At 67.4% G+C, this 20,687-nt stretch carries 18 protein-coding genes, 1 tRNA gene and 1 riboswitch; of the genes, 6 read left to right on the plus strand and 13 right to left on the minus strand.

The window, feature by feature from the left end; genetic code table 11:
- Positions 1 to 20 precede the first annotated feature (20 nt).
- Complete coding sequence (gene purU, locus IRG63_RS06010; RefSeq protein ID WP_193509583.1) at positions 21 to 917, minus strand: formyltetrahydrofolate deformylase; 897 nt, start codon at positions 915 to 917, stop codon at positions 21 to 23.
- Between the two features lie 116 nt (positions 918 to 1,033).
- Here purU and IRG63_RS06015 point away from each other — a divergent pair, with 116 nt between their 5' ends.
- From IRG63_RS06015 to IRG63_RS06025, 3 genes are all read left to right on the plus strand, one after another.
- The gene (locus IRG63_RS06015; protein WP_193509490.1) at positions 1,034 to 2,440 is read left to right on the plus strand and encodes an HNH endonuclease signature motif containing protein; all 1,407 of its coding nucleotides are present in this window, start codon (positions 1,034 to 1,036) and stop codon (positions 2,438 to 2,440) included.
- 21 nt (positions 2,441 to 2,461) lie between these two features.
- A riboswitch (ZMP/ZTP riboswitch) is annotated at positions 2,462 to 2,545 on the plus strand.
- 45 nt (positions 2,546 to 2,590) lie between these two features.
- Positions 2,591 to 3,874, plus strand: a complete 1,284-nt coding sequence (gene glyA / locus IRG63_RS06020; protein WP_370566186.1) for a serine hydroxymethyltransferase — start codon at positions 2,591 to 2,593, stop codon at positions 3,872 to 3,874.
- 25 nt (positions 3,875 to 3,899) lie between these two features.
- Positions 3,900 to 4,790: a bifunctional methylenetetrahydrofolate dehydrogenase/methenyltetrahydrofolate cyclohydrolase gene (locus IRG63_RS06025; protein WP_193509492.1), complete on the plus strand. Its 891-nt coding sequence runs from the start codon at positions 3,900 to 3,902 to the stop codon at positions 4,788 to 4,790.
- Here the strand turns inward: IRG63_RS06025 and IRG63_RS06030 are convergent.
- From IRG63_RS06030 to galT, 3 genes are read right to left on the minus strand one after another with little or no spacing between them, the layout of a single operon-like run.
- Positions 4,775 to 5,536 carry a hypothetical protein gene (locus IRG63_RS06030; RefSeq protein WP_193509493.1) on the minus strand — a complete coding sequence of 254 codons (762 nt, stop codon included), beginning with the start codon at positions 5,534 to 5,536 and terminating at the stop codon, positions 4,775 to 4,777. The genes IRG63_RS06025 and IRG63_RS06030 overlap by 16 nt on opposite strands.
- Positions 5,537 to 5,583: 47 nt before the next feature.
- The gene (galK, locus tag IRG63_RS06035) at positions 5,584 to 6,744 is read right to left on the minus strand and encodes a galactokinase (RefSeq protein WP_193509494.1); all 1,161 of its coding nucleotides are present in this window, start codon (positions 6,742 to 6,744) and stop codon (positions 5,584 to 5,586) included.
- Positions 6,741 to 7,844, minus strand: coding sequence for a galactose-1-phosphate uridylyltransferase (galT, locus tag IRG63_RS06040; RefSeq protein ID WP_193509495.1), 1,104 nt, complete (start codon positions 7,842 to 7,844; stop codon positions 6,741 to 6,743). The genes galK and galT overlap by 4 nt, the downstream gene beginning before the upstream one ends.
- Positions 7,845 to 7,871: 27 nt before the next feature.
- On the opposite strand from galT, the gene IRG63_RS06045 reads away from it, so the two are divergent.
- Positions 7,872 to 8,801 (plus strand): aldose 1-epimerase family protein, encoded by a 930-nt coding sequence (locus IRG63_RS06045; RefSeq protein ID WP_193509496.1) that lies wholly within the window; start codon positions 7,872 to 7,874, stop codon positions 8,799 to 8,801.
- Positions 8,798 to 9,856 carry a VIT1/CCC1 transporter family protein gene (locus tag IRG63_RS06050; protein ID WP_349236125.1) on the plus strand — a complete coding sequence of 353 codons (1,059 nt, stop codon included), beginning with the start codon at positions 8,798 to 8,800 and terminating at the stop codon, positions 9,854 to 9,856. The genes IRG63_RS06045 and IRG63_RS06050 overlap by 4 nt, the downstream gene beginning before the upstream one ends.
- 147 nt (positions 9,857 to 10,003) lie before the next feature.
- On the opposite strand, the gene IRG63_RS06055 is transcribed toward IRG63_RS06050, so the two are convergent.
- Together IRG63_RS06055 and IRG63_RS06060 are read right to left on the minus strand one after the other, a co-directional pair.
- The gene (locus IRG63_RS06055) at positions 10,004 to 10,978 is read right to left on the minus strand and encodes a calcium/sodium antiporter (protein ID WP_193509497.1); all 975 of its coding nucleotides are present in this window, start codon (positions 10,976 to 10,978) and stop codon (positions 10,004 to 10,006) included.
- 40 nt (positions 10,979 to 11,018) lie between these two features.
- A tRNA-Lys gene (locus tag IRG63_RS06060) sits at positions 11,019 to 11,091 on the minus strand.
- Positions 11,092 to 11,169: 78 nt separating this feature from the next.
- Here IRG63_RS06060 and IRG63_RS06065 point away from each other — a divergent pair.
- Complete coding sequence (locus IRG63_RS06065) at positions 11,170 to 11,796, plus strand: DNA-directed RNA polymerase subunit beta (RefSeq protein WP_168626287.1); 627 nt, start codon at positions 11,170 to 11,172, stop codon at positions 11,794 to 11,796.
- 447 nt (positions 11,797 to 12,243) lie between these two features.
- Here IRG63_RS06065 and pstB read toward each other — a convergent pair whose 3' ends face one another.
- From pstB to IRG63_RS06100, 7 genes are all read right to left on the minus strand, one after another.
- A complete protein-coding gene (gene pstB, locus IRG63_RS06070; RefSeq protein ID WP_168626288.1) occupies positions 12,244 to 13,023 on the minus strand; it encodes a phosphate ABC transporter ATP-binding protein PstB in 780 nt (259 codons plus the stop codon).
- 14 nt (positions 13,024 to 13,037) lie between these two features.
- A complete protein-coding gene (pstA, locus tag IRG63_RS06075) occupies positions 13,038 to 14,117 on the minus strand; it encodes a phosphate ABC transporter permease PstA (RefSeq protein WP_193509498.1) in 1,080 nt (359 codons plus the stop codon).
- Complete coding sequence (pstC, locus tag IRG63_RS06080; protein ID WP_193509499.1) at positions 14,117 to 15,067, minus strand: phosphate ABC transporter permease subunit PstC; 951 nt, start codon at positions 15,065 to 15,067, stop codon at positions 14,117 to 14,119. The genes pstA and pstC overlap by 1 nt, the downstream gene beginning before the upstream one ends.
- 138 nt (positions 15,068 to 15,205) lie before the next feature.
- Positions 15,206 to 16,297, minus strand: a complete 1,092-nt coding sequence (locus tag IRG63_RS06085; RefSeq protein ID WP_193509500.1) for a phosphate ABC transporter substrate-binding protein PstS — start codon at positions 16,295 to 16,297, stop codon at positions 15,206 to 15,208.
- Positions 16,298 to 16,451: 154 nt separating this feature from the next.
- On the minus strand, positions 16,452 to 17,534 hold the full coding sequence (locus IRG63_RS06090; protein WP_370566187.1) for a phosphate ABC transporter substrate-binding protein PstS: 1,083 nt from the start codon (positions 17,532 to 17,534) through the stop codon (positions 16,452 to 16,454).
- A gap of 35 nt (positions 17,535 to 17,569) precedes the next feature.
- Positions 17,570 to 18,508 carry an NUDIX domain-containing protein gene (locus IRG63_RS06095; protein WP_193509501.1) on the minus strand — a complete coding sequence of 313 codons (939 nt, stop codon included), beginning with the start codon at positions 18,506 to 18,508 and terminating at the stop codon, positions 17,570 to 17,572.
- Entirely contained in the window at positions 18,505 to 20,676 is a 2,172-nt protein-coding gene (locus IRG63_RS06100; protein ID WP_168626294.1) for an RNA degradosome polyphosphate kinase, read from the minus strand. Before IRG63_RS06100 ends, IRG63_RS06095 begins: the two co-directional genes overlap by 4 nt.
- Positions 20,677 to 20,687: the final 11 nt, after the last annotated feature.

A 20,687-nucleotide genomic window follows, 5' to 3' on the forward strand; every position in this document is an offset into this window, starting at 1 on the left:
AAGCCTACGTCCGGGCTATGTCACTTGAAGATGATGGTGCGCTGCCCGTCGAGCAGCACGCGGTTCTCGGCGAACCACTTGACGGCCTGGGTGAGAGTGCGGCTTTCCTCGTCCTGGCCGATCGCGACGAGCTGCTGCGGCGACTGGCTATGGTCGACCCGCACCACGTTCTGCTCGATGATGGGGCCCTCGTCGAGGTCACTGGTCACGAAGTGCGCTGTGGCGCCGATGAGCTTGACGCCGCGCGCGTGAGCCTGTCGGTACGGGTTCGCGCCCTTGAACCCGGGGAGGAAGGAGTGGTGGATGTTGATGGCCCGTCCGGCGAGTCGATCGCACAGCTCGGGGGAGAGGATCTGCATGTACCGGGCCAGCACCACCAGCTCGATGTCGTACTGCTCGACCGCGGCCAGGATGCGCTCCTCGAACTCGAGCTTCTGCCCGGGGGAGAGCACGGGGTGCGACTCGAACGGGACCCCGTAGAAGTCGGCGAGGCCGCCGAGCTGCGGGTGGTTGCTGAGCACCAGCGGGACCTCGATCGGCAGGTGGCCGGCCCGCTGGCGGTACAGCAGGTCGTTCAGGCAGTGCCCCTCCTTGGAGACCAGCACCAGGGTGCGCATGTGGCGCGCGACGACGTCGAGGGTGAGGTGCATGCCGAACCGGTCGACGACCGGGGCGAGAGCGCGCTCGAACACCTCGCGACTGGATGCGGACTCCACCTGCACGCGCATGAAGAACCGGCCGGTGTCGAGGCTCGCGAACTGCTGCGACTCGGTGATGTTGCCTCCGGCCTCGACGATCGCGCCGCTGACGGCGTGCACGATCCCGGGCCGGTCGCTGCAGACCAGGGTCAGGACCCAGTGGGTGAGACCGTCCGCGTCAAGAAGTGCCACCGATCCAGCGTATTGGATCCCGCGCATCCGCCTGTCGCTGCCATCCCGGACCGACTCGTCCTCCACAGGGAGTCCAGAAGATTCTTATCCCGATGTGATTGAACATGCTTCACATATAGCTTCGACAGTGAGAAAATTGAAGCATGCAAACCAGCGCAGCTACATTCGAGCAGGAGCTCGACGATGTTGCGGACATGCTGCGGCGGATTCTCAACCGGTCCGACATCGCCGGTCTAGCCGATGACCCGCTGCTCTCCACGGTGCGAGCGACCGAGGCAGTCGGTCGGCACCTTGACGCGCTCCGCGCCCTGCTGGCCGGAGAAGTGGCGCAACGCTCTCGAAGCGAACTGCGCGCGGATGGATTGGCCGCCAAGAAGGGCTGTGGCTCAGCGAACGAACTGTTGCGGCGTCTCACGCTCGCATCCGGTGAGAGCGTGCACCGTCGCATCCTCGTCGGCAGCGAGACGCGCTCGCGATTCTCGCTGCAGGGGGAGGAGCTGCCCGCCGCCTTCCCCCGGGTGGCTAGCGCACTGGAGTCAGGCGAACTCGGCGTCGACTCTGCGCACACGATCATCCGCGGTTTGTCCTCAGTGCGTGATCGAGTGTCAAGCGATGGCATCCGCGCAGCCGAACTCGAGCTCACCGCCGCCGCAACCGGCAGCGGACCCGACTCTGCCTTGCCCGCCTCAGCAGACGAGATTCGCATCCAAACCGAGCTCTGGAAGCTGCATTTGGACCAAGACGGCACCCTCCGAAATGAGGAGCGTGCCATGCGCATGCGCGGCGTTCGACTCGGCCGCGAACGCGACGGCCTCATCCCCATTTACGGCGGGCTCATGCCCGATGTCGCGGGCAAGCTGCTCGCGGTCTTCAATGCGTGCCTCTCCCCGCGTACCGCGCCTGCCTTCCTCCGCGAAGAAGAACTCGCAGCGGCCCGGCTCGAGGCCGATCCCCGCACTCGCGACCAGCAGCGCCACGACGTGCTGGCTGGCATCATCGACATCGCCTCTCGCAGCGCCGACGTGCCGACAATGGGTGGAGCAGCGCCGACCGTGATGGTCACCGTGCGCGCATCCGACCTCAACTCCGGCAAGGGTGTCGGTTTCATCGATGGGATTGATACCGCGATCTCACTGACCGCGATCAACCAACTCGCATGTGCGGGAGGCACCCAGCGCATCGTGATCACCGAACAGGGCTGCATCATGGAACTCGGTTCGCCCGAGCGGCTGTTCACCAACCGGCAACGCCGAGCCATCACCGCCCGCGACGGCGGATGCGCAATCCCCGGATGTCACGTGCCGGCTTCGTGGTGTGAGATCCACCACGTGATCCCCGCCGTAGAGGGCGGCGAAACCCATGTCCACAATGGCGTGCTGCTGTGCTGGTTCCACCACCGCACGATCGAGACCTCCGGGTGGCTAATCCGGATCATCGAAGGCGTCGTGCAAGTCAAGGCTCCCCGCTGGCTCGACCCGACCGGCGAGTGGCGTCCAGCGAACAGCTCCCGGGTCAGGCAGCTGAATCAACTTGACCCGCAGTTGGAGTAGCCGCCCGCGCCGCGAGTAGACTGGCGCGGTCGCAACTGGCGTTCGGGTGGAGCACCACCGGGGAGTGACAAGCAAGCGAATCGGCCGTACGCCTGGGCCGAAACGGATACCGTTGTAAGACATCCGAGAATGCTTGTGAGGAGCCCACACGTGTCCCGTCTACCCTCCACCTTCACCGATCCGCTCGAGAGCGTTGATCCGGAAATCGCGGCCGTCCTCCAGCAGGAACTCGGTCGGCAGCGCGACTACCTCGAGATGATCGCGAGCGAGAATTTCGTGCCGCGCGCGGTGCTCGAGTCGGCCGGTTCGGTGCTCACCAACAAGTACGCGGAGGGGTACCCGGGCCGCCGCTATTACGGCGGATGCGAGTACGTCGACGTCGCAGAGCAGCTCGCCATCGACCGGGCCAAGTCGCTGTTCGGTGCCGAGTATGCCAACGTCCAGCCGCACTCGGGTGCCACGGCCAACGCTGCGGTCCTCTCGGCCATCGCCGACCCGGGCGACACCATCCTCGGCCTCGAGCTCGCCCACGGCGGTCACCTGACCCACGGCATGAAGCTCAACTTCTCCGGCAAGCTGTACAACGTCGCCAGCTACGGCGTCGACCCGGAGACCTTCCGCATCGACATGGACGTCGTGCGCGACAAGGCGCTCGAGAGCCGCCCGAAGGTCATCATCGCCGGTTGGTCGGCGTACCCGCGCCAGCTCGACTTCGAGGCGTTCCGCGCCATCGCCGACGAGGTGGGTGCGAAGCTGTGGGTCGACATGGCGCACTTCGCCGGACTGGTCGCCGCCGGGCTGCACCCGAACCCGGTGCCCTACGCCGACGTTGTCTCCAGCACCGTGCACAAGACCCTCGCCGGGCCGCGCTCCGGCTTCATCCTCAGCCGCGACACCGAGCTGGCCAAGAAGCTCAACTCGAACGTGTTCCCCGGCCAACAGGGCGGCCCGCTCATGCACATCATCGCGGCCAAGGCGACCGCCTTCCTGCTCGCCGCCAGTGACGAGTTCCGTGACCGCCAGGAGCGCACCGTCCGGGGCGCCAAGCTGCTCGCCGCGAGTCTCACCACGGACGACTCCCGTGCGGCCGGCGTCGACGTGCTCACCGGCGGCACCGATGTGCACCTGGTGCTCGCCGACCTGCGCGAATCCCCCATTGACGGCAAGCAGGCGGAGGATGTGCTGCACTCAGTTGGCATCACCGTCAACCGCAACTCGGTGCCGTTCGACCCTCGCCCGCCGATGGTCACCTCCGGTGTGCGCATCGGCACCCCGGCGCTCGCGACCCGCGGCTTCGACGACCCCGAGTTCACCGAGGTGGCCGACGTCATCGCCGCGGCGCTGCGCCCGGATCCGGATGTCGCTGGTCTCCGCGCCCGCGTGAAGACCCTCACCGATGCGTTCCCGCTCTACCCCGGCCTCGAGCAGTGGTGAGAAGGCAGCACGAGAGAGTAAGCCAATGACCGCACGCATCCTCGACGGCAAAGCCACAGCGGCGGCGATCAAGAACGAGCTCCGCGAGCGGGTCGCGGTGCTGCACGCCAACGGTGTGCGGCCCGGCCTCGGCACGGTGCTCGTCGGCGACGATCCCGGCTCCAAGTGGTACGTCGCCGGCAAGCACCGCGACTGCGCCGAGGTGGGCATCGAGTCGGTCCGCCGCGACCTCCCGGCTGACACGACTGCGGCCCAACTCGATGACGTCATCGACGAGCTGAACGCCGACCCGGCGACAACCGGGTACATCGTGCAGCTTCCGTTGCCGCCGCAGCTCGACACCCACGCAGTGCTCGAGCGGATCGACCCCAGCAAGGACGCCGACGGCCTGCATCCGACCAACCTCGGCCGGTTGGTGCTGAACGTGGGCGAACCGCTGAACTCGCCGCTGCCGTGCACGCCGCTGGGCATCATCCAGCTCGTCGAGCGGCACGGCATCAGCTGGTCGGGCAAGAACGTCGTTGTCGTCGGCCGCGGCGTCACCGTCGGCCGCGCGATCGGCCCATTGCTGACCCGTCGCGAATACAACGCCACCGTCACGCTGACCCACACCGGCACCGTCGACCTGGTCGAGCATCTGCGCCACGCTGACGTCGTGATCGCGGCCGCCGGCGTGCCCGGCCTGATCACGCCCGCGCACATCCGTCCCGGTGCTGTGGTGCTCGACGTCGGCGTCAGCCGGGTCGAGGACGGCGAGGGCGGCAGTCGGGTCGCCGGAGATGTGGCCGACGGCGTGGCGGATCACGCGGGCTGGATCTCACCCAACCCGGGCGGTGTCGGCCCGATGACCAGGGCGATGCTGCTCAGCAACGTCGTGGAGATCGCGGAGCGCTCGCTCGGCTACTCGCCCGCGTAACCGATCCCGCAGAACACGCCGGTGCCGGCGCGGCTGGGGTCCCAGCCGTCAACGTCCTCGAGACCGGATGCCATCCCCAGCTCGGTGATGGTCGCGGTGCAGGACTCGATGGTCGCATTCGTTTCCGGCAGCACCGAGAAGCCGTAGTTGCCCAGCTGCCACAGCGTGTCATCCGGAACCCCGCTCGGGGACTCGAAGCTCGCGATGCCGTAGGCGTTGTCGGAGATCGCCCACGCGTACCCGGCGAAGCAGTTGTCGATGTCCGGGGGCTGGATGACCGCGCCGCCGATCGCAGCGCGAGCCATGTACGGGTTGCCGAACCAGAGTTCGATGGGAGACGCGAACTCGAGGCCCGGGGTGTCGCTGATGAAGTCGACGCGCATGAGGGTCGCGCCATAGCGCTGCAGGTAGGCCTCGTCGATCGGGGTGCGTCCGGTCCCCTCGGCGCAGGCCGTGACGTACTGGTCGGTCAGCTCGGCGACTTCCGGGTTGTCGAAGACGACGGGCTGGTGGCCTTCCATCCGGATGCCGATGGTGCGTCCGTCGATCGAGCGCACCTTCGCATCGAGGGTGAACAGCACGTCACTTGCGACGAGCTCCGGTTCGGCGCTGGCCGATGGCTCGGTGACCGGTGCGGCGGGGGTCGTCTCTGCTGGCAGCGGATCCGTTGCCGCAGCCGCGCAACCCACCAGAGTTGACGCAACAAGCAACGCCGCGATCCCCGCCCAAACGCGCGATGATGCCACGCGCCCCCTCCTTGTCTTCGACATGAAGAATATCGCGTCGCAGGCGCTCAGAAATCCCGTTGCGCTCCACCAGACGCGGTAACGACGAACGTATCAGGCTGCCCGAGGCCGTGCTCCGCGAATGCGCCATCGATAGCAACCCGTAACAGTGACAGCGCGTCGTTCGGGACCAGGGCGATCACGGAGCCGCCGAAACCGGCTCCGGTCATGCGAGCGCCTAGGGCGCCGTTCGCGTTCGCGGTCTCAACCGCGAGGTCCAATTCCGGCGTCGATACCTCGAAGTCGTTCCGCAGCGACAGGTGGGAGGCGTCAAGGAACGGCCCGATCGCCGCCGGTCCCCGCTCGCGCAGGGTGCGCACAGTGTCGAGCACGCGCTGGTTCTCGGTGACCACGTGCCGGACGCGCCGGAAGGTGACGTCGTCGAGCACCCGCCGCGCCTCATCGAGCCGGTCCGCACGCAGCTCGCGCAGCGACGGCACGCCCAGTTCGCGCGCGCCGCGCTCGCACGCCTCCCGCCGCTCGGCGTACTCGCCGTCCGCGGTGGAGTGCTGCACCCCGGTGTCGATCACCGCTATCGCAAGGCCGGCCTCGGCGAAGCCCAGCGGGATCGGTTCGGCGTCCATCCCGCGGCAGTCGAGGAACACCGCGGAATCCTTCCTGCCGAACAGTGCTGCGTACTGGTCCATGATCCCGGTCGGCGCTCCGACGGCGGCGTTCTCGGCGCGCTGACACACCTGAGCGAGCGTCTGCCGGTCGAGGCCCAGCTGCCACACGTCGTTCAGGGCGATCGCCACCGCGCACTCCACCGCAGCGGACGAGGACAGGCCGGCGCCAACCGGCACATCCGAGTCGATGAAGATGTCGACGCCCGGGACGCCGCCCAGGTCGACGCCGAACTCGCCGAGCGCCCACGCGACGCCGAGCGGGTACGCCGACCACTCACCCAATTGTCCGGGTCGCAGCTCGACCATGCTGAGCGCGGCGACCTCGTCGGCGTAGGTGCTCGCCACGCGCATCCGGCGGTCATCGCGGACGCCGACCGCTACGACGGTGCGCCGGTCGATCGCGAACGGCAGCACGAAGCCTTCGTTGTAGTCGGTGTGCTCGCCGATCAGGTTGACGCGCCCTGGTGCCGACCAGACGCCGGCCGGTTCGCTCTTGAACGCGTTGCGGAAGCCGTCCCTGACGTCGTCGCGGAGATCACTCATGACCGTTCGATCCCTTCTCGTAGCTGCTGTGCAGCGGCCTCTGGCGGGACATCGGCGATCCAGGCGCCCATCGTCGCCTCGGAGGCGGCGAGGTACTTGAGCTTGTCGGCCGCGCGGCGCGGGCTGACCAGCTGCAGCATGAGCCGGATCTCGCCGCGGCGGCTGATCACTGGCGCCTGGTGCCAGGCCGCGATGTACGGCGTCGGGGTGTCATAGAGGGCGTCGAGGCCGCGCAGGATGCGTCGGTACATGCCGGCGAGCTCGTCGCGTTCCTCGTCGCTGGTTTCGGCGAGATCCGGCACATGCCTGTGGGGCAGCAGGTGCACCTCGAGCGGCCACCGTGCGGCGAAGGGGACGAACGCGCTCCAGTGCCTGCCTGCGAGCACAACGCGGTCCGACGCGAGCTCCGACACCAGGAGGTCCTCGAACAGGTCCGGGCCGTACTGCTCGACAGACTGGATCAGCCGGGTGGTCCTCGGTGTCACGAACGGGTAGGCGTAGATCTGGCCGTGCGGATGCTGCAGGGTAACGCCGATCTGCTCGCCGCGGTTCTCGAACGGGAAGACTTGCTGCACGCCGGGCAGTTCGGACAGCGCGGCGGTGCGGTCCGCGAGCGCCTCGATCACGGTGCGCACCCGCGACTCGCTCAGCTCGGCGAGGGAGCCGCTCGTGCCGGGCGCGAAGCACACCACCTCACAGCGGCCGATGGCCGCTCGCTCACGACCCAAACCGAGCCCGGTGACCTCGGCCAGCGCATCCGGAGCCGACTGATCCCCCAGGGCCGGGCCGAAGGCGGGCGACCGGTTCTCGAACACCGCGACGTCGTAGTTGTCGGGGATCTCGGATGCGTTGCCCGGACTCTGCGGGGCGAGCGGGTCCCGGTCGGGTGGCGGGAGCACGACCCGGTCCTGGCGCGCGTCGGCGATCGAAACCCATTCGCCGGTGAAGACGTCCTGGCGCATCCTCGGTGTGGCCGGGCGCGGGTCGAGCTTCCGCTCGTCGATCGAACGATGGCCGTCAAGCGTCGTGTCGGCGTCGTCGAAGTAGAACAGCTCGCGCCCGTCGGCGAGCACGTGGGCGGTCTTGGCGATACCGGACACGAACCCTCCCGCGTTTAGGCTGACGGTATGCGTGCAACCGGGGAACAGTTCGAACTGTCTCGATCGCAGGATGGCGGACAATCGAGGGCAATCATAACCGAGCTGGCTGCAGCGCTCCGGGTGCTGGAGGTGGATGGCGAGGCTCTCACCGAGACGTACCCGGACACGACCCTGCCGCCGTTCGGCAACGGGATCGTGCTGTCGCCCTGGCCCAATCGCATCCGGGACGGACGCTGGATGCTGGACGGTTCCCCGCAGCAGCTGGCGCTGACCGAACCCGACCGCGGGAACGCCATCCACGGGCTGCTGCGGTCGACGCCGTACCGCGTGACAGAGCGGGAGCGGCACGCGATCACCCTGGCGGCGACGATCTACCCGCAGAAGGGCTACCCGTTCGTGGTCGACACGTCGGTGCGCTACGAGCTCGTGGGCGACGGGATCACGGTGACGCATCGGTTCTTGAACCGCTCGGACGCTGCCGCGCCGGTCGCGGTCGGCGCGCATCCGTTCCTCCGGGTCGGCGATGCGCCGATCGAAGAGCTCACCCTCACCGTCGACGCATCGACGCTGTTCGAGGTCGATGAGCGGATGAACCCGATACGCGAGGTGCCGGTCGATGACACCGATTATGACCTGCGCGCCGGCCGCCGGGTCGGAGAGCTGCAACTGGATGTCGCGTTCGGCGCCGTGAGCACCGATGACGACGCCATCGCGCATCACCGGTTGACCGCGCCCGACGGCCGGTACACCGAGCTGTGGCAGGGGCCGGAGTTCGGCTGGGTGCAGGCGTTCACCGCCCGCGACTACCCGCGGCCGGATGGTGCTGGATTGGCGGTCGCGATTGAGCCGATGACGGCGCCGCCGGACGCGTTCAACTCCGGCGACGGGGTGCGCTGGCTCGAGCCGGATGAATCCTGGGAGGCAGCGTGGGGCATTCGCAGGGGGGTGCGGGGGTGACTTCGGAACCGACGGTCGCCGACATCCGGCGCTGGAAGCGGTATCTGGCAGCCGAGCGCGCGGAGGGCGCCGTGTACCGCGACCTCGCCGCGCGGCGGGAGGGCGAGGAGCGGGAGATCCTGCTCGCGCTCGCCGAAGCGGAGAAGCGGCACGAGGCGCACTGGGTGGCCCTGCTGGGCGACGAGGCCAGCACCGTGTCGACGCGAGGGGATCTGCGCACCCGGATGCTCGGCTGGTTTGCCCGCCGTTTCGGCTCGGTGTTCGTGCTGGCGCTCGCGCAGCGCGCAGAGTCGCGCTCGCCGTACGAGTCGGAGCGGGATGCGACGCCGAGCATGGCGGCGGACGAGCGCATCCACGGCGAGGTGGTGCGGGCGCTGGCCGAGCGGGGGCGCAACCGGATCTCGGGCACCTTCCGTGCCGCCGTGTTCGGCGCTAACGACGGGCTGGTGAGCAATCTCGCGCTCGTGCTGGGCGTCGGCGCGACGGGCGTGTCGGCCCAATTCGTGTTGGTCACCGGCATCGCCGGTCTTCTCGCGGGTGCGCTGTCGATGGGCGCGGGGGAGTACGTCTCGGTGAGCTCGCAGCGGGAGTTGCTGGACGCATCAGAGCCCGACCCTGCCTCACGCGGCGCCATTCCCCAGCTCGACGTGAACGCGAACGAGCTCGCGCTGGTCTACCGGGCGCGCGGAATGGGAGCCGACGAGGCGCAGGAGCTGGCGAACTCCGTCCTGGGCGGTGCGGACATGGGTTCCGCACGGGAACGCTCCAGCGACGTCGTCGGAACCGGGATGCGCGCGGCGATCTCGTCCTTCTTCTTCTTCGCCGGCGGGGCGATCATCCCGGTCATCCCGTACCTGTTCGGCGCCGGCGGATTCGCGGCGATCATCACCTCTGCGGTGTTGGTGGGCATCGCGCTGCTGGCGACCGGTGCGGTCGTCGGGGTGCTGTCGGGAGCGTCGCCGCTGAAGCGTGCGCTGCGGCAGCTGGCGATTGGGTACGCGGCCGCCGCCGTGACGTACGGGCTGGGGCTGCTGGTCGGGCCGCTGCTGGGCTAGCCCGCCCTCACTGGTCGAGCTCCCCGGTGGTCGAGCTTGTCGAGACCAGTCACGCGCGGGTGCATTTGCCCCGCGCGGGTCGAATTCGACCCGCGCGTGGCGGTTTGACCCGCGCGAGCGCTCGGTGGTCGAGCCTGTCGAGACCCGTCAGATTCGCGTGATCAGCAGGTACACCAGGTACACGAAGTACGCCGCGATCATCACCGAGCCCTCGATCCGGTTGATGCCCCGCCTCGTGAGGAACAGCGGCACACAAGCGACCACCACCGCAACCATCACCGGGATGTCGATGTACGCGAGCGACGGGCTGACCGGGATACCGCCGCTCGGCACCAGCGCTGTGATGCCGAGAATGAGCAGGATGTTGTACGTGCTGCTGCCGATCAGGTTGCCGATCGCGATGTTGCGCTCGCCGCGCACGGTGGCGACGATCGCGGTGACCAACTCGGGCGCCGAGGTACCGATGGCCACAACGGTGAGTCCGATGAACGCATCCGAAGCGCCAATCAGGCGTGCCAACTCGACGGCGCCGTCGACCAGCCAGTCGGCGCCGACAACGATGATGATGATGCCGCCGAGCAGGGCCGTCAGATTCGTCCAGAATTCCGTGCGGCCGGCGCGCGGCCGCGGCGGGACGGCGAACTCCTGCGAGAACTCGCGCCGGACGGCGACGCTTTGCACTCGCGCGCTCTTCACGACGAGCGCCGTGTAACCGATCGCGAGCAGCACCATGATGATGCCCTCGGCCCGGCTGAGTTGGAGGTCGAAGCCCATGAACAGCAGGGTGAGTGCGGCGATGACCATGGATGGCAGGTCGAGACGGAGGGTTGTGAGTTCGAACTTCAACGGACGCAGCACGGCGACCAGACCGAGGATCAGCAGCAGGTTGACGATGTTGGTTCCGGCGATATTGCCGACCGCGATGGCGCCGTTGCCCTGGATGGCCGCCTCGATGCCGACCGCGAGCTCCGGAAAGCTGGTGCCGATGGAGACGACGGTGAGGCCGACGACGATGGGGGAGATGCCGAGCATCGCGGCGATGCGAGAGCCGCCCCGCACGAGCAGTTCCGAGCCGACGATGAGCACGGCGAGCCCGAGCAGGAAGAGCCCGAGCGCCAACATGGCCCGATTGTAGGGGTGCTCTCAGGGAGGAAGTGGTCGGTGGGCCCCGTGGGGCTCGAACCCACGACCCGCGGATTAAAAGTCCGCTGCTCTGCCAACTGAGCTAGAGGCCCGTACGCCTCAAATCTACAGCGTCGTATCCGCTCGGCCACACCGATCCGTGCTCAGGCTGCCGAAGTAGGCTGTCGGCGATGAGCCAGTTCCACAAGCCGACCAAGTTCCCGGGCGAGGTGTTCGAGTACCTGCAGGGCGGGGACGACCCTGCCCACATCAGCCGCGTCGCGCACGAGACGGCGGAGGCGCTGCTCTCGCGCGTGCGTGAACATCCGGATGCCGCGGTCGTCGACCGTCTTGTCGCATTCACCGACGAGCACGGCATCGACGCTATCGCCGAGCTGTGGTCGCGCTCGAGCGCGCGCAGCCTGCCCGGCGCGCTGTGGAGGATCTACCTGATGCGCGCGCTCATACGGCAGGACCCGCAGGGCTCGAGCCTGCTGTACCAGCGCGGCGTCGACGAGGATGCCGGGATCGACGAGGTTGTCGCCGGTGCGACCGCGCCGACCGGGCCGGAGCAGATCATCGAGCTGGCCGACCGCATCCTGCGCGGGCTGTTCGAGGGAGACTTCGCGGTCGCACTGGAGCGCGCCGCCGCGTTCTGCAGGATCAGTTCTGCGGGGGCTGCGAGCATCGCCGACGACCTAGAGAACACCGAGCCGGAGCGCGCGAGCGCACTCACCACGAAGGCACTGCGCTTCTCGCAGACCGCCCAGGAACTCACCGGATGCGCCCGCCTCTGGCGCTCCGGCTCCCTCGACTGACCCATCGGGGGGAGATTCCGGGCGTTGTGGCTCCGGATGCCTGTGCCGGCCCACCGGAGCGCCCGGATCTCCTTGAAACGGGTTAACCGACGCGGTTCTGGGAAAGACGTTGGAAAACGGGCTCTCGGAATACTCGGACCGAGGCGGCCGTTAGACTCTTCTGTGGCCGGGCCGCAGTAACCCCGGGCTCCACAATTCGCCGCTTCGAGCGGCCTCGCGCCGAGAGGCGTTCTGCGGCCCGCCAACTTCTTCCTCGGGCATCTAACGCCATCCCGCGCGCACGGTGAGTGTCTGCAAGGCTTTGTGCCAAAAGCAAGCGAACGTTCCCTTGCCTATGGCACAAACCCTTCCGGTAGGCGCACCTCCGCCCAGTCGCGACGAGCTTTGTGCCATCCGACGCCGGATGTTGGCCGTCGCGTGGCACAAACGTCGTCGGAAGGCGGCGGATCAGCCGAACTTGCCGGAGACGTAGTCCTCAGTGGCCTGAACACTCGGGTTCGAGAAGATGGTCGCGGTGTCGTCGTACTCGATGAGCTTGCCCGGCTTGCCCGTGCCGGCGATGTTGAAGAACGCGGTGCGGTCGGAGACGCGGGATGCCTGCTGCATGTTGTGCGTGACGATGACGATCGTGTACTCGGTCTTCAGTTCCTCGATCAGGTCCTCGATCGCGAGGGTCGAGATCGGGTCGAGCGCCGAGCAGGGCTCGTCCATCAGCAGCACGTCGGGGGAGACCGCGATCGCCCGCGCGATGCACAGACGCTGCTGCTGTCCGCCGGAGAGGCCGGAGCCGGGACGGTCAAGGCGGTCCTTGACCTCGTTCCACAGGTTGGCGCCGCGCAGCGACTGCTCGACCAGGTCGTCGGAGTCCGACTTCGCCATCTTCCGGTTGTTCAGCCGCACGCCGGCCAGCACGTTCTCGCGGATCGACATCGTCGGGAACGGGTTGGGCCGCTGGAACACCATGCCCACCTGCCGACGTACGAGCACCGGGTCGACGCCCGCCTGGTACAGGTTCGCGCCGTCGATGAGCACCTCGCCGTCCACGTAGGCGCCGGGGATGACCTCATGCATCCGGTTCAGAGTCCGGATGAATGTCGACTTGCCGCAACCGGACGGACCGATGAACGCGGTCACACTGCGCGGCTCGATGTTCAGGGTCACGCCTTCCACGGCCTTGAACTTGCCGTAGTAGACGTCGAGGTCGCGTACTTCAATGCGCTTGGACAAGTGAATTTCCTTACCTATCGGCCCGTCTTGGGGGCGAAGACTTTGGCGATGATGCGCGCGGCGAGGTTGAGCACCATCACGATGAGGATGAGGGTGAGAGCGCCAGCCCACGCGCGGTCGAGGTACGCCTGCGGGTCGGTTCCCTGGCTGACGTACTGGTTGTAGACCATGACCGGCAGGCTCTGCATCCGTCCCTCGACCATGTTGTAGTTGAGGTTGTTGGTGAAGCCGGCAGCGATCAGCAGCGGCGCGGTCTCTCCGATGACGCGCGCGATGGCGAGCATCACGCCGGTCATGATGCCGGCGATGGATGTCGGCAGCACCACCTTCACGACGGTGAGCCACTTCGGCACGCCGAGCGCGTACGCCGCCTCGCGCAGCTCGTTCGGCACGAGCTTCAGCATGTCCTCGGAGGAGCGCACCACGACCGGGATCATCAGCACCGACAACGCGATGGCGCCGGCGATGCCGAGCTTGATGCCGGGTCCGAAGAAGATCGCGAACACCGAGTAGGCGAACAGGCCGGCGACGATCGACGGGATGCCGGTCATCACGTCGACGAAGAAGGTGATGGCGCGAGCGAGCGGGCCGCGACCGTACTCCACCAGGTAGATCGAGGTCATCAGGCCGATCGGCACAGAGATGACCGCGGCGGTGAGCGTCATCAGCACGGTGCCGACGATCGCGTGCACGGCGCCACCACCGGCGCCGACGACGTTGCGCATCGAGTGGGTGAAGAACTCGATGTCGAAGCGGTTCGAACCGTTCGTCACCACCGTGAACACGAGCGAGACCAGCGGCAGCAGGGCGAGCAGGAACGCGCCGCCGACAAGAGCCGTGACGAGCCGGTCCGTGGCCTTACGCGGGCCCTCGATCAGGTACGAGACGACGTAGATGACGACCGTGTACAACAGCGCGCCGACCAGGAGCGCGCCGACGATGTTGAAGCCGCCGCCTTCGGCGTTCGACAGCAGCCAGAACGCGACCAGCGCGACCAGCACCGATCCGGCCAGAATCACCCACGGTGTGCGCTTGGCGAGCAGGCCGGCGGAGTACGGGTTGTCGACCCGGATGTCGGCGGTGAGCTGCGTCATCAGTTCGCTCCCGAGAATTCTTTGCGGCGGTTGATGATGGCACGGGCGATCATGTTGACGACGAGCGTGATCGCGAACAGGATGAGGCCGGTCGCAATCAGCAGGTTCGTGTTGAGTCCGAACGCCTCAGGGAAGCGCAGCGCGATGTTCGCGGCAATCGTGCCCGGGTTCGACGGGGTCAGCACCGCGAGGGTGATGCCGCCGGATGCCGAGAGCACCATGGCAACGGCCATGGTCTCGCCGAGCGCGCGGCCGAGACCGAGCATCGAGGCCGAGATGATGCCGGGGCGAGCGAACGGGAGCACAGCGGTGCGGATCATCTCCCAGCGGGTGGCGCCGAGCGCGAGCGCGGCTTCCTCGTGCAGCACCGGGGTCTGCAGGAAGACCTCGCGCGAGAGCGCGGTGATGATCGGCAGCACCATCACGGCGAGCACGATCGCGGCGGTGAGGATGGTGCGGCCGGTCCCGGATGCCGGCGGCGCGAACAGCGGGAACCAGCCCAGGTTCTGGGTCAGCCAGGTGTAGAGCGGCTGCACAGCGGGGGCGAGGACGTTGCCGCCCCAGAGTCCGAAGACTACCGAGGGAACTGCGGCAAGGAGGTCGACGATGTAGCCGAGCCCCTGCGCGATGCGGCGCGGTGCGAAGTGCGAGATGAAGAGCGCGATCCCGATGGAGACCGGGATGGCCATGGCGAGTGCGAGCGCCGATGCCCACAGGGTGCCGAAGACGAGAGGGGCGACGTAGGACCAGAACGGCTGGCCGTTCAGGATGTCGATTTCCTCGGGGTCCGTGGTCAGAGCGGGAACGCTCTCGAGGACGAGGAAGCCGGCCACCGCGGCGAGGATCGCGAGGATCAGCGTGCCAGCGGTCAGCGCACTGTTGGAGAAGATCCGATCTCCGAGGCGCTGCTTGGTTCGCGGGGCGCGGGCGGATGTTGCCGGCGAAGTCATCTGCTCGATTTCCCCTGAGGTGCTGTTGTGGATGGAGATTGCTGGTGGGCAGTGATCTTCGTCACTGCCCCAGTCTGCCCGGTGCTGTGATCTCGCACAACACGAGTGAGCACCGGGCAGACCGTTGGGTGGAGCTAGTTACTTGATGCTGTCGACAGCGGCCTTGGCCTTCTCGTACAGGTCAGCGGAGATCGGCGCGATGCCGGCGGCCTTGGCCGCGGTGGCCTGGCCCTCGTCGCTGATGACGTAGTCGAAGTATGCCTTGACGAGCTCGCCGGTTGCGGCGTCCTCGTACTCGGAGCAGGCGATGAGGTAGCTGATCAGCACGATCGGGTAGACACCGGCAGCCTCAGAGGTGCGGTCGAGCTCGATCGCGAGGTCAACGGAGTCGCGGCCCTCGACGAGCGGGCTCGCGTCGACGATCTTGGCGGCGGCGTCAGCCGAGTACTCGACGTACTCGGTGCCGACCTGGACCGCGACGGTGCCGAGGTCACCAGCGCGCGAGGCGTCGGCGTAGCCGAAGGTTCCGTTGCCGTTCTTGACAGCGTCAACGACACCGGAGGTGCCCTGAGCGGCTTCGCCACCCTCGTAAGGCCAGTCACCGCTGACCTCGGCGTCCCAGACCTGCGGCGCGGCTGCGCTCAGGTAGTCGGCGAGGTTCTCAGTGGTGCCCGACTCGTCGGAGCGGTGAACCGGCGTGATCGCCAGGTCGGGAAGCTCGACGCCCTTGTTCTGGGATGCGATCGCCTCGTCGTTCCAGTTGGTGATGTCACCCTTCAGGATGCCGGCGATGGTCGCAGCGTCCAGGTTGAGCGAGTCGACGCCGTCGAGGTTGAAGATCACGGCGATGGGCGAGATGTAAGCGGGGATCTCGACGATCGGGGTTCCGGGGACGCAGCCAGCGAAGTTGTCCTTGGCGAGTTCCTCGTCCTTGAACGCACGGTCGGAGCCGGTGAAGGCGTTGCCGCCCGCGATGAAGTTGTCGCGGCCGGTGCCGGAGCCGGTGGGGTCGTACTCGACGGTGACGCCGGTGTGCTCGGTCTGGAACGCGGCAACCCACGCTTCCTGCGCCGTGCCCTGCGACGACGCGCCGCCACCAACCAGGGTGCCGGACAGCGTGCTCTCGTTGCCCTCGGTGTTCGCGGCAGGCTCGTTGGCTGCACACGAGGAGAGCACGATTGTGCCCGCAACTGCGATGGCAGCGATGCTGCCGAAACGCTTGATGTTCACAAGGTTCCTTTCAGGAGGATGTGATTTCAGTTCAGGGCCGGTGCTGACCCCGCTTACGTGACTCTAGGAAGGACGGTTAACGGCGTTCCGGGGTAATGGTGAACGCGAGGTGAACGAGTCGGGAACAAGCACCCAACCGCGCGCTGAAGCGCGTTCAGCCGATCAGAGCAGCCGCCGCGGCCGCCCGCTCGCGCGTTTGCGCCGACAGGGGAGCTGATCCGGCGTTCTGCGATGCAGCTTGCTGCCCGGCGTCGCTGATCACGTACTCGAAGTAGGCGCGCACGACCTCCGCGTCGATGCCCGCCGCGTACTGCTCGCATCCGATCAGGTAGCTGATGAGCACGATCGGGTAAACACCGGCCTCTTCAGTGGTGCGGTCGAGCTCGATCGCGAGATCGCCTTCACCCCGGCCGGGTTCGATCGAGCTGGCGTCGACGATGGCGGCAGCCGCCTCGGCGGAGTAGCCGACGTAGTCCTCGCCCACCTTGACCGCGACCTGGCCGAGCCCGCCCGCTCGGGATGCATCGACGTAGCCGATAGTGCCCGTGCCGTTGCGCACGGAGTCGACGACGCCGGATGTCCCCTGGGACGCTTCCCCGCCCTCAAACGGCCAGGTGCCGTTCGGCTCGTACGGCCAGGCGTCGCCGGCAGCGGCCGCGAGGTAATCGGTGAAATTCTCGGTGGTTCCGGATTCGTCCGAGCGGTGCACGGGGGTGATCCGCGCGTCCGGCAGGTCGACGCCGGGGTTCTGGGTGGCGATGGCCTCGTCGTCCCAGCGGTCGATATCGCCCGCGAAGATGCCCGCGATCGTCTTGGGATCGAGGTTCAGCGCGTCGACGCCGGCCAGATTGAACACGACGACGATGGGCGCGACATACGCGGGAAGTTCGACGATGCCGCTGCCGGGTACGCACGCTCCGAACTCGCCGGCCTCCAGTTCCTCCGGGGTGAATGCGCGGTCGGAGCCGGCAAAGGCGGCGCCGCCTGCCAGGAACATATCCCGTCCGGCGCCGGAGCCGGCCGGGTCGTATTCGACGGTGGTGTTCGGGTTGTCCGACTGGAAGGAGGCGATCCAGATCTCTTCTGCGGCCTGCTGCGATGACGCGCCGCCGCCGACGATGGTGCCGGTCAGGTCAGACCCGGTCGGAAGCCCCATCTCGTTCACCGCGCAGGACGACAGCAGGAGCGCCGAGGCTGAAGCGATTGAGAGGACTGCACTGATCCGCCGGATACCCACAACGTCAGGATAGTCGGCGCGAACCGACGGCCAGGTCAGTGCGTCTCAACCCCGACGATGCCGGCACTCGGGTTCTCGGTCGACAGGTGCAGCACCGCGAACTGCCCGGTCGACAGCATCGCGGCGGATCGCAGACGGGAGTCGACGCGCGTGCCAGTCTGGGCGGCGATCTCGGCGATCAGTTCCGGGATCACCGGACCGTGACTGCACAGCACAACGGTCTTGCGCTTCTCGATTCGTTTCGCGACGACATCTTCGACGCGCGCGACACCGCGTTCGTGCGCGTCCTGGCTGATCGCGGTCGTCTGCTTGATCTCCAGCCCGGTCACCTTGGCGAGCGGCTCCACCGTGGCAACGCACCGGGCCGCTGTACTGCTGATGATCTTCCTCGGCCCGAACGCGGCGACGCCTGCCGCCGCGCCGACCGACTGTTCGAGCCCGCGGTGCAGGAGCGGCCGCGTGGCATCCGGGCCATCCCAGTCGCCCGGCGGAACCGCCTTGGCGTGGCGCAGGATGATCAGCCCGAACGTGCTCTCTGCGCCCTTGCGGCGCAAGTCTTCGAACCGGTTCAGGATGTCCAGGTCGTGCGGGTAGGTCAGGCGCTCCTTGGCCTGTGCGATGCTGAGCCAGTCGAGGTCGCTGATCTCGTCGTTCGACTCGAAGCGCGAGTTGGCGTGCGCCTCGTCGTCGACGTGCGCTGCCCAGTAGTGCACGATCTTCGGACGACCGCCGTTGCGCCCGTTCTGCACGAGGTACTCGGTCGTGCCGAGTGGCGCGCCGAGGGAGATGTCGACGCCCGTCTCTTCTTCGATCTCCCGCACGGCGGTCTGCGGCAGCGATTCGCCCGGGTCCACCTTGCCCTTGGGCAGCGAGATGTCGTTGCGTCGCTGACGGTGCACGACCAGGATGCGTGCCTTCCCGTTCTCGATGCGCCAGCAGAGCGCTCCGGCAGCGAGAACCGGGACCTCCGTCATCGCACCACTCGCTTCCGGCTGGCGATCTCGCGCATGCGCACGTCTTGCAGGTCGGAGTGCGGTGCCCCGTCCGCGGTGCGCAAGTGGCGGGTCCAGCGCCCATCCGAATCGAGCCACCAGGTCGAGGTGTCCTCTGCCATCGCCAGGTCGAACAGCGAGTCGATCTCCGCGACCTGGTCCGGCGCGGTCAGCCGCACGAGCGCTTCCACCCGTCGATCCAGATTGCGGTGCATCATGTCGGCGCTGCCGATGAAGACATGGGGATCGCCGTTGTTGTGGAACGTGAAGACGCGCGAGTGCTCGAGGTATCGGCCGAGGATCGACCGCACCCGGATGGTCTCGCTCAGCCCCTCGACCCCAGGCCGCACCGAGCAGATGCCGCGCACCCACAGATCGATCGGCACGCCGGCCTGGCTTGCCCGGTACAGTCCGTCGATGATCGCCTCATCCACGATCGAGTTGACCTTGATCCGGATGCCGCTGGGCTTGCCCGCGAGCGCGTTGTCGGTCTCGGTCTGGATGCGCTTGAGCAGTCCCTTGCGCATGTGCAGCGGCGCGACCAGCAGCCGCTTGAACTTCTTCTCGATCGCGTAGCCGGACAGCTCGTTGAACAGCCGGGTCAGGTCGCGGCCGACCTGCGCGTCGGCGGTGAACAGCCCGAGGTCCTCGTAGATGCGGCTCGTCTTGGGGTTGTAGTTGCCGGTGCCGACGTGGCTGTAGTTGCGCAGCTCGCCGTTCTCCTGCCGCACCACGAGCGCGAGCTTGCAGTGGGTCTTCAGGCCGACGATGCCGTAGACGACGTGCACGCCGGCCTTCTCGAGCTGCCGCGCCCAGTTGATGTTGGCGGACTCGTCGAAGCGCGCTTTGATCTCCACCAGCGCGAGCACCGCCTTGCCGGACTCGGCCGCGGCGATGAGCGCTTCAATGATCGGGCTGTCGCCGCTCGTGCGGTACAGCGTCTGTTTGATCGCGAGCACCTGCGGGTCGCGGGATGCCTGCTCGATGAACGCCTGCACGCTGGTCGCGAACGACTCGTAGGGGTGGTGCACCAGGATGTCGCCGCGGCGGATGGAGCGGAAGATGTCCGGCACAGCGGTTGGCTCAGAGGGCAGCAGCGCGACACTCGTGGTCGGCACGTGCTTGCGGTAGTGCAGCGCCGGCCGGTTGATCTTGGTGATCTCGAACAGGCCACCCAGGTCGAGCGGCGCGGGCAGGCGGTACACCTCCTGCTCGGAGATGCCGAGCTCGCGGATAAGCAGGTTGAGCGTCCGCTCGTCCATGTCCTCGGTGATCTCGAGGCGGATCGGCGGCCCGAAGCGACGCCGCAGCAGCTCACGCTCCAGGGTCTGGATCAGGTTCTCCGACTCGTCCTCGTCAAGCTCGACGTCCTCATTGCGGGTGACGCGGAACTCGTGGTGGTCGAGGATCTCCATGCCGGGGAACAGTTCCTCCAGGTGATTGGAGATGAGGTCCTCGAGCGGGATGAAGCGCAACTGGCCGCTGCCGTCATCCGGAAGCCGCACGAAGCGCGGCAGCACGGTCGGCACCTTAAGGCGCGCGAACTGCTCCTTGTTGGTCTTCGGGTTGCGCACGAGCACCGACAGGTTGAGTGAGAGGCCGGAGATGTACGGGAACGGATGCGCCGGGTCGACTGCGAGCGGCATCAGCACCGGGAAGATCTGGTTGGAGAACAGCTCGTCGACACGCGCCCGGTCCTTCGGGTTCAGGTCGGCGAGGGTCTCGATGTGGATCCCTGCGTCGTCGAGCGCGGGCTTGAGCTCGTCGCGGAAGAGTTCGGCGTGCCGTGTCTGGAGTTCGTGCGCTCGCTCGCTGATGGACAGCAGCACATCCATCGGCGCGCGGCCGATGTTGGTGGGGACCGCCAGACCGGTGACGATGCGGCGCTTCAGCCCTGCGACGCGAACCATGAAGAACTCGTCGAGGTTGCTGGCGAAGATCGCGGCGAAGTTGACGCGCTCCAGCAGCGGAACATTACGGTCCTCGGCGAGTTCGAGCACGCGCTCGTTGAACGCGAGCCAGCTCAGTTCGCGGTCGAGGAAGCGCTCGGCCGGCAGGGTGCCGTCATCAACCCAACTGGTCGATTCGTAGTCGTCATCGAGACTGTCGGTCGCCAGACCGGTGGTGTCGAGCACGCCGTCGCTGTTCATCGCTAAATCAT

Source organism: Cryobacterium sp. BB736 (genome assembly GCF_014980265.1).
Taxonomy (GTDB): domain Bacteria; phylum Actinomycetota; class Actinomycetes; order Actinomycetales; family Microbacteriaceae; genus Terrimesophilobacter.

What these genes read in the sequence shown, in the direction of transcription:
- IRG63_RS06095 (WP_193509501.1), bottom strand. Translation starts at nt 18,508, where the DNA reads ATGACGGAGGTCCCGGTTCTCGCTGCCGGAGCGCTCTGCTGGCGCATC.
- IRG63_RS06055 (WP_193509497.1), bottom strand. Translation starts at nt 10,978, where the DNA reads ATGTTGGCGCTCGGGCTCTTCCTGCTCGGGCTCGCCGTGCTCATCGTC.
- galK (WP_193509494.1), bottom strand. Translation starts at nt 6,744, where the DNA reads ATGAGTGATCTCCGCGACGACGTCAGGGACGGCTTCCGCAACGCGTTC.
- IRG63_RS06100 (WP_168626294.1), bottom strand. Translation starts at nt 20,676, where the DNA reads ATGAACAGCGACGGCGTGCTCGACACCACCGGTCTGGCGACCGACAGT.
- IRG63_RS06065 (WP_168626287.1), top strand. Translation starts at nt 11,170, where the DNA reads ATGAGCCAGTTCCACAAGCCGACCAAGTTCCCGGGCGAGGTGTTCGAG.
- IRG63_RS06045 (WP_193509496.1), top strand. Translation starts at nt 7,872, where the DNA reads ATGCGTGCAACCGGGGAACAGTTCGAACTGTCTCGATCGCAGGATGGC.
- pstA (WP_193509498.1), bottom strand. Translation starts at nt 14,117, where the DNA reads ATGACGCAGCTCACCGCCGACATCCGGGTCGACAACCCGTACTCCGCC.
- pstC (WP_193509499.1), bottom strand. Translation starts at nt 15,067, where the DNA reads ATGACTTCGCCGGCAACATCCGCCCGCGCCCCGCGAACCAAGCAGCGC.
- IRG63_RS06025 (WP_193509492.1), top strand. Translation starts at nt 3,900, where the DNA reads ATGACCGCACGCATCCTCGACGGCAAAGCCACAGCGGCGGCGATCAAG.
- IRG63_RS06015 (WP_193509490.1), top strand. Translation starts at nt 1,034, where the DNA reads ATGCAAACCAGCGCAGCTACATTCGAGCAGGAGCTCGACGATGTTGCG.
- purU (WP_193509583.1), bottom strand. Translation starts at nt 917, where the DNA reads ATGCGCGGGATCCAATACGCTGGATCGGTGGCACTTCTTGACGCGGAC.